Source organism: candidate division WOR-3 bacterium, from assembly GCA_011052815.1.
In the GTDB taxonomy this organism is placed as follows: Bacteria; Hydrothermota; Tepidihabitantia; order SM23-42; family SM23-42; genus DRIG01.
Window position 1 is genome coordinate 32,025 of record DRIG01000062.1, and the last position, 11,347, is coordinate 43,371.

The 11,347-nt window shown below is 45.4% G+C and carries 10 protein-coding genes; 3 read left to right on the plus strand and 7 right to left on the minus strand.

The window, feature by feature from the left end; all coding sequences use genetic code 11:
• Window positions 1-11 precede the first annotated feature (11 nt).
• Genes ENI34_05820 through smpB form a run of 3 tightly spaced genes read right to left on the minus strand, consistent with a single transcriptional unit; the run spans window position 12 to window position 2,598 of the window.
• The gene (locus ENI34_05820) at window positions 12-821 is read right to left on the minus strand and encodes a glutamate racemase (GenBank protein ID HEC78643.1); all 810 of its coding nucleotides are present in this window, start codon (window positions 819-821) and stop codon (window positions 12-14) included.
• Complete coding sequence (locus tag ENI34_05825; protein ID HEC78644.1) at window positions 809-2,152, minus strand: hypothetical protein; 1,344 nt, start codon at window positions 2,150-2,152, stop codon at window positions 809-811. The genes ENI34_05820 and ENI34_05825 overlap by 13 nt, the downstream gene beginning before the upstream one ends.
• Entirely contained in the window at window positions 2,149-2,598 is a 450-nt protein-coding gene (smpB, locus tag ENI34_05830; protein HEC78645.1) for an SsrA-binding protein SmpB, read from the minus strand. The genes ENI34_05825 and smpB overlap by 4 nt, the downstream gene beginning before the upstream one ends.
• Before the next feature lie 100 nt (window positions 2,599-2,698).
• On the opposite strand from smpB, the gene ftsE reads away from it, so the two are divergent.
• From ftsE to ENI34_05845, 3 genes are read left to right on the plus strand one after another with little or no spacing between them, the layout of a single operon-like run.
• A complete protein-coding gene (gene ftsE / locus ENI34_05835; protein HEC78646.1) occupies window positions 2,699-3,358 on the plus strand; it encodes a cell division ATP-binding protein FtsE in 660 nt (219 codons plus the stop codon).
• 3 nt (window positions 3,359-3,361) lie between these two features.
• Window positions 3,362-4,210: an FtsX-like permease family protein gene (locus tag ENI34_05840; protein ID HEC78647.1), complete on the plus strand. Its 849-nt coding sequence runs from the start codon at window positions 3,362-3,364 to the stop codon at window positions 4,208-4,210.
• Entirely contained in the window at window positions 4,207-5,316 is a 1,110-nt protein-coding gene (locus ENI34_05845) for a hypothetical protein (protein ID HEC78648.1), read from the plus strand. Before ENI34_05840 ends, ENI34_05845 begins: the two co-directional genes overlap by 4 nt.
• Before the next feature lie 5 nt (window positions 5,317-5,321).
• On the opposite strand, the gene ENI34_05850 is transcribed toward ENI34_05845, so the two are convergent.
• The 4 genes from ENI34_05850 to ENI34_05865 all read right to left on the minus strand — a co-directional run.
• Complete coding sequence (locus ENI34_05850) at window positions 5,322-6,140, minus strand: tRNA (adenine-N1)-methyltransferase (GenBank protein ID HEC78649.1); 819 nt, start codon at window positions 6,138-6,140, stop codon at window positions 5,322-5,324.
• A gap of 18 nt (window positions 6,141-6,158) precedes the next feature.
• Window positions 6,159-7,280, minus strand: coding sequence for an aminotransferase class I/II-fold pyridoxal phosphate-dependent enzyme (locus ENI34_05855; protein ID HEC78650.1), 1,122 nt, complete (start codon window positions 7,278-7,280; stop codon window positions 6,159-6,161).
• Window positions 7,256-10,225: a preprotein translocase subunit SecA gene (gene secA, locus ENI34_05860; GenBank protein ID HEC78651.1), complete on the minus strand. Its 2,970-nt coding sequence runs from the start codon at window positions 10,223-10,225 to the stop codon at window positions 7,256-7,258. Before secA ends, ENI34_05855 begins: the two co-directional genes overlap by 25 nt.
• 158 nt (window positions 10,226-10,383) lie before the next feature.
• Window positions 10,384-11,347: T9SS type A sorting domain-containing protein (locus ENI34_05865; GenBank protein HEC78652.1), on the minus strand; the 964-nt coding region annotated here is incomplete at its 5' end.

Here is an 11,347-nt window from a genome sequence, read left to right on the forward strand (position 1 = left end):
TGTTTGAAAACCTATCCGCCTTTGAGGGAGATCCTCGAAAAATCCTTCATTGGTTCACCCAGGAAACGCTCCCCGATCTCTTTAAAATTCATGGAGAGGTCTGTCAGGTAGATCGAGAGTGAACCCCTTTCCGCCTGATTATACATCTTCAATTCTTTCAACCTCTCAGCCAGCTCCACGCCGACTTCACGGGAAGCATCCACATAATTGATCGGACCCATGAATTTTTTTATCGAATCCATCAATAGAGGAAAGTGGGTGCAACCGAGAAGCAGGGTGTCGATGTCATCATCTTTTAAAGGTTGAAGATAAGAACCGATGATCAGCTCAGTCGCCGGATGGTCGAGCCAGCCTTCTTCAACCAGAGGAACCAATAAAGGACAGGCGCGGCCGAGAATCTCGCATTGTGCGTCCAATTCACGGAACGCCTTCTCGTATGCCCCGCTGTAAATGGTGAGTGTTGTTCCGATAACACCAATGCGGCCGGTCGTACTCAATTCAAGGACCTTCTTCACACCGGGTTTTATCACTCCCATCACAGGAATGTGACAGCTTTTCTGGATGATATCCAGGGCGACCGAGGTTGAGGAATAACAGGCAATGACGATGAACTTCGCTCCTCTTGAAATGAGAAAACGGGTGTTTTCCAGAGAAAACTGGATTATCGCTTCGGTCGACTTCGTACCATAGGGCAGTCGCGCCGTGTCCCCAAGATAGATGATATTTTCACCGGGCAGTATCTTTCTGATTTCTTTGACAACCGTTAAGCCGCCTATTCCTGAATCAAAAACACCGATCGGTGCATCACTCAATTGTTCAATCTCCTTTCATAATCAATAATATAATTTTTTATTCCCTGGAATATGCACTGGGCGAGTTTCTTTCTGAACGATTTCTGTTTTAAAAGTTTTTCCTCTTCTGGATGGGATATGAAAGCGCATTCAACGAGAACCGCCGGCATAAATGCACCACGCAATACATAAAACCCCGCCTGTTTCACACCCCGCGAAGGAATCGATAAATGTTTTTCTGCGCTCTCCTGGATGTACTCGGCGAACCGATTTGATTCCTCTAAATACGCGGTCTGTGCGAGATCGATAAGGATATTGCTGACCACATCTGTCGGTTCAATACCGTCGAATTTCAGTGATGCATTTTCCCTCATTGCGACCGCCCGTGCTTCATTTGTACGTGCCTCGGAAAGAAAGTATGTCTCAAATCCCCTCATCTTTGATTTCTTGGATGAGGCATTGCAATGGATACTTATGAAGAGATCGGCGCTGTTCCGATTCGCGATATTGGTGCGCGTTTTTAGAGAGATATATTTATCCTTGTCTCTGGTCATAATCACCTTTATATCAAGGGAATCCAGAATCAATTTCCGCAGATATTTTGCGATCGATAGATTCGCATCCTTCTCATAAAGCCCTCGCCTGCCGACCGCTCCCGGATCAACTCCGCCGTGTCCCGGGTCAATTACAATCACATTCACCTTATGGCTTATCTTATGGTAGAAAACCACCTCATTGTTCCGTTCCAGATATGCATTAACATCTTTGACGTCGAATTCCAGCCGGGTGTAGGTGTTATAGGGAATAACCTTTGCAGCGCTTATTGCACCGACCGGCTTCAGTCTTTCCTTTTTATATCGGCCATCAAGTTCAATCACCGCGCTCTTCATGAAGAATTGAACGTCAAAATCCACCGGTGTTTTCCAGGAGAACTTCACGATCGTGGAATCCCCTCTCGTCAAAAGGGATATCTTATCGATCGGCGGTGCTTCTTTTATCTCTTTAATAAAGATCAATTTTTCAAAAACCCCGCCGATTATCGGTATTATTTCATCGGCGGGAAAATATACCTCGCCTTTCATGAAAATCGGCGGAAACGGCATATTTTTGAAGAGACCGTCATAAAAGATCGTATTTATACCGCCGATGAGTTCAAGACGGTCTTCTCCTGACGTCAGATAGAGTCGCTGGGTTCTGTTGTCCAGCACATAATTCAAATTCAAAAAATCGGCTACCGGTTTCAACGGCACATAATTCTGAAAGTCGACCTTTTCCGCCTCGACAAGTATACTGTTGTCATTATATGTTATCTCATACTTATGGGGAAGAAGACAAAAGAGGGAAAAGAGAAACGGTATCATCGAACCGCCTTTTTGATCTTATCCACCTTACGCTCCATCTCCTGCTTCAACAGCTTCTCTTTCTTGTCGTACAACTTCTTTCTGCGGCAGACACCGAGCGAAACCTTGGCGAATCCCCGGTCATTAAAATAGATCTTCAAAGGTATCAATGTATTACCCTTTTGCTGGGTTAAACCGTAAAGCCTTTTGATTTCGTTTTTATGGAGAAGAAGCTTCCGTTTTCGTTTGGGATTAAGGCGGGCGACGGTACTGAATTTATAGGGTGAGATGTGGAGGTTGATGAGATAGACTTCTCCGTTATAGCACTCGCCGTAGGCGTCACTTAACGAAACAGCACCCTGTCGTAATGACTTCGCCTCACTGCCTTTCAACACAATACCCGCTTCATAGGTGTCGAGTACGTTATAGTCGTGGAAAGCCCTGCGGTTAGTAGCAACCACCTTCATTGCGTATTATAACTACAATTCACGAAAAAGTCAATGCTCACCTGAAATCAATTTCATTCCATCATTGACAGAATAAGAAATCTGGTTATATTTACATTAAATGATTTCATTCGAGAACGTTACAAAAGTCTATCAAAAGGACTGGGTGGCGCTCCAGGATATCTCTTTCTTCATAGAAAAAGGAGAATTTGTCTTTATCAACGGACCGACCGGCGCCGGTAAGAGCACCCTTTTGAAATTAATCTACAAAGAGGAAGAACCCACAAAAGGAACGATCAAAGTGATGGATCAAAATCTCCGATTCGTGAAGAAAAAACATATACCGAAGTTACGGAGAAAGATCGGGGTGATATTCCAGGATTTCAAATTACTCCAGGACCGCACCCTTGAAGAAAATGTGGCTTTCGCCCTCGAAGTCACCGATACCCCACCCAGGGATTTACGAAAAAAAATGATGGAGATTTTAACGTATCTCAGATTGAGTCATAAAAAATTCTCTTTCCCTTACCAGCTCTCCGGTGGAGAACAACAAAAAGTCGCGATCGCCCGGGCTCTGGTCAGGGATCCCTATATTCTGCTGGCTGATGAGCCGACCGGAAATCTCGATGCCAAAAGTTCGCAGGAAATCGTAGAGGTGCTGCTCGACATCAACTACAAAGGCACCACCGTACTGATGGCGACCCACGACTTGAAACTGGTGAAGAAAGTGAAGAAAAGAATGCTGCGTATCGAGAACGCCCGCCTCGTCACCGGGAATTAACCAATGAGTTTACGTATCGGCATAAGAGAAGGTTTCCGCACGATAACGAGAAACAGTTCCCTGTTCCTTCTCTCTTTACTTCTGACGTCGATTTCACTCTTTTTATTATCGCTGTTCGCCCTCGTCACCGTAAATCTCTATTATTTTTTGAACATTCTGGATCAGAAGATAGAAATCATCGCTTTCCTCGACACCAATGCCGATGTCGACGCCCTGAAATCGAATATCCTCAAGATAAACGGCGTGAAGGAAGTAATTTACATCTCTTCGGATGAAGCATTGAAAAACCTCCAGAATGAACTGAAGGAAACCGAAGAGGTATTGAATGTATTTGAAAGAAATCCTCTGCCCGCTTCTTTGCGGATAAAATTGGGGAAAAAATTCCGAAATGCCCGGGGGCTTGAAGAAATAAGCGACAAGGTCATGCTTCTGCGGGGAATTAAAGAAACGATCTACGGCGGCGAACTTGTCGAACAGCTCAAAAAGATCACCAACATCGTAACCGTATTTGATTTCGGCCTGCTTCTGATAATCATATTTTCAGTAATATTCGTCATTTTTCAAACAATAAAATTAACGATATTCGCCCGCTCCACTGAGATCGAAATAATGAAGCTGGTGGGTGCTTCGAACTCCTTCATCGCAATCCCCTTCACGTTTGAAGGAATTGTCCAGGGGATTATCGGTGGAGTGATTGCATTCGTATTGACCGTCATAACGAATAAAGCCGCGGTCTCTTTCTTCAGTGAAATCTATTTCCCGCAGTGGTGGTTTCTATTGGGTAATGTCGCTTCCGGTATGATTTTCGGTGTTATAGGCTCTGCCTTGGCTCTGCGAAGATTCCTGCAATGACCTTCCTATTCATCATCCTTTGTCTCTTTTCCCAGATAACCGAAAAACAGAAAGAACTGGATGCATTAAAGACAAAACTCAACACCGTAAGAAATGAAATCAAACAACTGGAAAAGCAGAAAGTGGGGACACTGGCGCGCATCGAAAAGATCGATGAGGTCATTTCTTTGACCACAAAATACATCGATGAACTCACCTCTCAGGAGAGCAAAGAAAAAACCAGGGTCCGTGAATTGAGCCAGGAGATCGCCAAATTGGAAAAAAAGATGACATACAGAAAAGAGGACCTGCGTGACCGCCTTGTTCGGCTCTATAAATGGACGCCCTTTTACAAACTCGAAATTCTCTTCTCTTCAAAATCACTGCCTGAAATCCTGTCGTCTTCGTATTATCTACAAATTCTGGCGAAAGACGATCAGAAGGCGTTCTTCGAGTTCAAGTCTGATTGGGAACGGTATCTCGTTGATAAAAAAATGCGGCAGGAGTTGATCACCACACTGGAACAGAGAAGGCAGGAGAAAGAGAAGGAATTGGCCCGTCTCAGTGAAGAAAGAAAAAAGAAGAAAGACATCCTTGATAATGTCGCCAAGCAGGAAAAAGAGAAGAAAAAACTGGAAAAAGAACTGAAGAGCGCCCAGCGTAAGCTTGAAGAACTTATCGTGGAGCTTGAAAAGAAACGCGCCAAGGCAAAAAAGGGTACAAATTATCTGGAAAAACACCGGGGTACGCTTCCCTGGCCGTGTCGTGGAACAGTGGAGACGAAATTCGGAAAGATCATCCATCCGAAATATAATACCAAGACCAAAAACAACGGCATTGATATCCGTGCCGCATACGGAGATAATGTCCATGCCGTGGCGCCGGGTAAAGTGGTATATGCAGACCGCTTTATGGGATACGGCAATATGGTGTTGATCGACCATCTCGACGGTTTTTACTCGTTGTACGGTCATCTCGCGGAGATCCTCGTCGAAACCGGAAGCGAAATAAGTGCAGGAAGAATCATAGGCAGGATCGGAGAAAGCGGCTCTCTGTCCGGGCCGATGTTACATTTTGAATTGCGTAAAGACGGAAAACCCGTCGACCCCCTCGCTTATTTGAAGTAAAGACCTTAAAAATCCGACTGAGAGGTTTTTACCCTATACAAAAGTTGACCCCGCACAAGATACGCGGTGTGGGTTATGCCGCGCTCCCGTGGTCTCACACCCCGTTCACGCACCAGTATTTCCCGTTCGATTATCTCTTTGACCGTGATGCGGATAAAATCATTCTCTTTCAATGTCTCGACCGTTCTCTTCACCTGTTCCATGCTCGGGCTCCAGCTCACCAGATGGTGACCGCTCTTAAGGACGCTGATCGCTTTCGGGATGACAAACCAGGGCTCGGGTACATCGATGAAGATTGCATCGACATCCTTATCCTGGAAACCGGTCTCTCCTATATCATAATGTCGGAATGTCACATTCTTCAGATAACCTGCACGTTCGATATTCTTCCGTGCGTTATCAATGAATTCCTCCCGCCGTTCATATGAGTAAACCATTCCATCCGGTGCCACGAACTTCGCCAGGGTGAGAGCCATTGCACCGCTGCCGGTTCCGATGTCGATCACCCTTGACCCCGGACCGACTGTGGTCTCAAGGAGTAAAGGACCCAGATCCTTGGGGTATACAATGGTCGTGGTCCTTTTAAGTTTAAAGAGCAGGTCTGCGGTGCAGGGTTTTAAACAGTAAAATTCTTTTCCCAGATGCGTTCGTCCGATGTAACCGAACGGCTTGCCGATGACTTCATCCAGCTCCATATTTCCATGGTCTGTGGAGAGTTTCAAGCCGCGTTCGACCGTGACGAGAAATTCCCGTTTTGCATCAAGGTGGATAAGAACGAGGGCGCCTGGATTGATTACATTCTTCTTCTCTTCTGTCCTTGACATGATGCTGTAATGATGGTATCAATCGGAGCTCAGAATGCCCAGCTCCTTACCCACTGATTCAAATTTTTCCAGACAGTAATCAATATCATCCTTGCTGTGCTCTACAGAGAGGCATAGTCTGATACGCTCTTTATTCTGAGCCACGATGATCTGTTCAAAAAACAGCTTCTTGGTGAATTCGCCCGCCTCTTCGTTGTTATTGAACGAAACCACGATGATCGGTGTATCACTGATGGTTGAAAAACCGATCTGCTTGAGACGGGTGATGAAATACCTGCTGTTCTTCCAGAGTTTTTGAAAGGTGTTCTTATGGTTCTTGCCTGATTTGATGAGCTCGAGTCCCGTGAGATTCACTGAAAGCATAAACTGGGGAAATGCGGTGATAAGGGCGGAAGTATTTTCTTTTATTTTGTTGACAAGATATCTCTTCGCTCCGATATATGTCCCGAACCCGCCCAAAAACTTGTTGAAACTGCCGATCTCGATATTTATCGCATCATAACAATTAAATAAGTCGATGAAACCCCGACCTTCCCTTCCCAGAAAACCGAAGGAGTTCAATTCATTACCGATGATAACACATTCATTCTCCTGCGCCGTTTTTATCAGGGCGTTCACGGGCCCCACGCTTCCGGTCCATTCATAGACTCCATCGATGACAATCACCTTTTCACTCTTGGCGCTGAGAAGTTTGTCGAGTTTTTCAAGATCATTATGGTCGTAATATTCGACATTGCGATACTGCAGTACATTGTTGATGGCCGGCGACGTTTCATAGTCGACGAAAAAAGTCGCTTTCTGGCCGAAGATCGAGAAGACCGCGAAGAGTGCGGAAATCTCATCCGGAAACAACAACATCGAATCAATCTTTTTGATCTCAGCCATTGCTTTCTGTAATTCCACCATCACCGGCACACTTCCATTGGCGGGAGCAATACCGGATGCTTCAATCTCCGAGGTGGCGACCTCTTTCAAGTGTTCGCTGTTCTTTAAATGAAAGCAGTCAAAGACCAAAAAATTCAAATATCTTTTATTCTCGTAGATGAAAAAAGGTGCGGACGGCAGGAAATCAGGAATCTTGCTTTCATCGGAAAAGAGGTGAACCTGATACGGCTTCATGCTACATTTCTCCCACAGCATTTTTTGTATTTCTTTCCGCTGCCGCAGGGACAGGGATCATTTCTTCCTATCTTTTTCTTCTTTCCCGCAACAGTCCGTTGCTGCATGGGTGCACCACCGCGCGGGCTTCCGGTGCCGGCTCCGGGTTTGTATTCCCGGGTCGGCTGGACACGTCTCGGACGCGGACCGGGTTGAGCGCGGAAGACCAATCCCGATGCATGTTTGGCGATATCAACCAGTAATTCGTCGTACATCTTGAATGACTCCTGTTTGTATTCAATAAGAGGATCTTTCTGACCGTAAGCCCGAAGCCGAATTCCTTCACGCAGGGCATCCAGGGCATAAAGGTGATCGCGCCACTTGCTGTCGATCGTACCCAGAAGAACAAATTTAAGGAGCTCCTGAAAGACCTCTTCGCCCAGTTCCTCTTCACGCCAGGACAATCTCTCTTTCGCTTTGTTAAGCATTAAATCGAGCAGTTCTTCCTGTTTCATCTTGGGGATCTTCTCTTTGGGAATCGCGATATCAGTAAGGAAGAGCAGATTGAATTCACCCTTTATCGCATCCCATTCCCATTCTTCCGGATTGATCTTGGGGTCTGAGTTCCTTAAAATAATATCTTCGATCGCCTCTTCAAAGAACTGAATGGTGCGTTCTTTCAGATTTTCACCCTTGAGAATTTCATCACGCATCTTATATATGACTTCCCGCTGTTTATTCATCACATCATCGTATTCCAGCAAGTGCTTACGTATTTCAAAATGGTTCTCCTCCACCCTTTTCTGGGCGTTCGCTATCGCCCGGGTGACCAGAGGATGGGTGAGCGGTTTCTGCTCTTCGCCGCCGAATCTGTCCATAATTTCAGCCACCCGATCGGATCCGAATATCCTCATCAGGTTGTCTTCCAAGGAGAGGAAAAATCTTGAAGAACCCGGATCGCCCTGCCTGCCGCTTCTTCCGCGCAGCTGATTATCGATTCTACGGGCCTCGTGCCGTTCAGTACCGATGATATAAAGTCCGCACGGTACATCCTGAAGGCACTCCTTTTTAAAATCGTGTTCACAATTGGCACAATCACGGGACACGCATTTTATGCAACACCGCTTGCACGCCACGACCCCTTTGCCGAGTTTGATATCGGTTCCCCGTCCTGCCATATTCGTCGCGATGGTCACGGCACCGGGCTGCCCCGCACTGGCGACGATTACGGCTTCCCTCTGATGGTGTTTCGCATTCAAGACTTCATGGGGGATCCCCCGCCGTTTCAACAACTTCGACAGCACCTCGGAGACATCGACCGACGTGGTTCCCACGAGGATCGGCCGTTTCCTCTGATGCCATTTGACGACCTCCTCGACAATGGCGTTGTACTTCTCACGCCTTGAGCGATAGACGATATCTTGATAATCGATTCTTCGGACAGGTTCTTTGGTGGGTATTTCGACGACATCGAGTTTATATATCTCCCAGAATTCATTCGCCTCGGTCAATGCAGTACCGGTCATTCCCGCCAGTTTTTCATACATTCGGAAATAGTTTTGAATCGTGATCGTCGCAAAGGTCTGGGTCTCTTCCTGAACACGCACCCGCTCTTTGGCTTCAATCGCCTGGTGAAGACCGTCAGAAAATCTTCTGCCGGGCATTAATCGACCGGTGAATTGATCAACGATTATCACCCTGCCGTCCTGAACCACATATTCAACATCCTTTTCAAAAAGTGAATATGCCTTCAACAAAGCCCGCAGATTGGCGAGCGTCTCGCTCTTCTTCGCATACTCCTTATATGCCTTCTCTTTTTCAAAGATCTTCTCTTTTGGAGACAGTTTGTCATTCCGGTCGATCTCACCGATCTTCTCACTCAGGTTCGGTAATTCGAACATTGCGGGATTATTGGGAGAAACAAATTGTGCGCCCTTTTCGGTTAAATCTATGATATTCGATTTTTCATCAATGACAAAATAGAGTTCGTCGTCGATCTCGGCGAAAGACTTTTCACGTAGATAATGGAGTTCTGTATTTTCGATCAATTTCTTGATTCCCGGTTCCTGCTCCAGTTTCAGCAACTGTTTGTTCTTGGGTGCACCGCGCCGTGCCTGAAGCAGTTTTTTACCGATCTCCTTCTCATCAACATTACCGTTCTCAAGCATCTTCTTGGCTTCGGCTACGATTCTATTGACCAGCACGGTCTGGGCTGAATTGAGACGCTGGACAATGGGATTCAATTCATTGAACGCCTTGGTTTCATGCTCAACCGGGCCAGAGATGATAAGCGGGGTTCTCGCTTCATCAATCAGAATACTATCGACTTCATCAACGATTGCATAGTTATGCCTGCGCTGCACCTTGTCCTCGAATCTCCAGACCATATTATCCCGCAGATAATCAAAACCGAACTCATTATTTGTGCCGTATGTGATGTCGCAGTTATATGCTTCTTTACGTAACTCATTATCCATCCCTGATTGAAGCACCCCCACGGTCAGACCGAGTGATTCATAGACCGGGCCCATCCACTCGCGGTCACGCCGTGCGAGATAGTCGTTCACCGTTACAAGGTGCGCTCCTTTTCCGCTTAAACCATTGAGATACAGAGGCATCGTTGCGACAAGCGTTTTACCTTCACCGGTCTTCATCTCCGCGATCTTACCCTGATGCAGCACAATCGCACCGATGAGCTGAACATCAAAAGGAATCATATTCCATTCAGATTCAATGTCGACCACGGTCCATTTTTTTCCGACAAGCCGACGGCAGGCTTCCTTGACCAGGGCGAATGCTTCAGGAAGAATATCATCAAGAGATTCCCCCTGGTCAATCCTCTTTTTGAAGTCTTCGGTCTGTTTGATTAAATCCACGCCCTGTAGTTTTTGGTAAATTTTATTTATCTCTTCCACTACAGGCCATAAATTCTTGAGTTCCCGTTCGGTCTTTGTCCCGAAAATTTTAGTCAAAAATTTCAGCATCACATGCTCCAGTCAATTATTCAATTATACTGAATAATGTAAATCAGTCAAGAAAAATTAGTGGATGCGCCAGCACATCGTTATCAGGGGAGATGGATAAATTTACTATGGAACAGTAGAGAATTTATTCAAGACGGGATGATGTCCTCCCGCCCTAAAATCTATCGTATAAGAATCAATTTACCCGTCTTTACTCTATTCTTCAACTCAGCACGATAGAAATAGATTCCGGTTGAGATATCGCGTCCCAAATTGTCCTTTCCATTCCAGGTTATCGTATGCGAGCCAGCAGATCTATAGCCCCCTATTTCCCGCACCAACCGACCAGTCGCTGTATAAATCTTGATCCTAATCTCGCCAGGTTCAGGCAATTGGCAATCGAATCGTATTCTCTTCTTTGACGGATTTGGTGAAGCATATGTATTGAATTCCCGTAAGGCATTGCTGTTAAGTTCTTTAACCGAAGTCATATTCCGATCTTCTTTTGAAAATTCCCAAAGTGCTAAAGCACTGCAAACCACTTTCGGCGACCTCTTGATAAGCAAGTTAATCACTCCATCCTTGAGTAATTCTTTCGAAAGAATAATCTTTTTGAAAACAACGGTCTTTCGCGGAATTTCTACTCTGTCAATAAGAAAATCATCAATTTCTATCTCCTGATTCCAGCTATTACTCATTTCGTCTTGATAAAAACACAAACCAAGATGATAGCTCTTTGTGGAATCAAGACCAGTGATTTTGTAACTGAGGAAAGAAGTATCGTAATCCATGCTTTTCTCTGGATCTTCACCATAAGCAATATATCCAAGCCGCTGAATGTTGAAAACAGATGTTTCTCGTTTACCTAAATCAAAAGCGTAAAGTGAAAGCGCTCTTGAACGTAATGTAGTAGTAGGATATATTTTTACCTCGTAAGGGGTAGAATTTCCTTCGGTCCAAAGATACAGAATATTTGTTTGAGAAACAGTCTGATACATTGCCACCTGAGGATATTTCGAATCAACTCCTGATTGGCTTATGTTCTGAGGAGTTGTCCAACCACCGAGCTCATTACGCTCGCTCGCATAAATATCCCACTGATTATTCTGAAAATCCGACCACACCGCAATTGAACCATTTTCGAGA

What these genes read in the sequence shown, in the direction of transcription:
- ENI34_05825 (HEC78644.1), bottom strand. Translation starts at nt 2,152, where the DNA reads ATGATACCGTTTCTCTTTTCCCTCTTTTGTCTTCTTCCCCATAAGTAT.
- smpB (HEC78645.1), bottom strand. Translation starts at nt 2,598, where the DNA reads ATGAAGGTGGTTGCTACTAACCGCAGGGCTTTCCACGACTATAACGTA.
- ftsE (HEC78646.1), top strand. Translation starts at nt 2,699, where the DNA reads ATGATTTCATTCGAGAACGTTACAAAAGTCTATCAAAAGGACTGGGTG.
- ENI34_05840 (HEC78647.1), top strand. Translation starts at nt 3,362, where the DNA reads ATGAGTTTACGTATCGGCATAAGAGAAGGTTTCCGCACGATAACGAGA.
- ENI34_05845 (HEC78648.1), top strand. Translation starts at nt 4,207, where the DNA reads ATGACCTTCCTATTCATCATCCTTTGTCTCTTTTCCCAGATAACCGAA.
- ENI34_05850 (HEC78649.1), bottom strand. Translation starts at nt 6,140, where the DNA reads ATGTCAAGGACAGAAGAGAAGAAGAATGTAATCAATCCAGGCGCCCTC.
- ENI34_05855 (HEC78650.1), bottom strand. Translation starts at nt 7,280, where the DNA reads ATGCTGTGGGAGAAATGTAGCATGAAGCCGTATCAGGTTCACCTCTTT.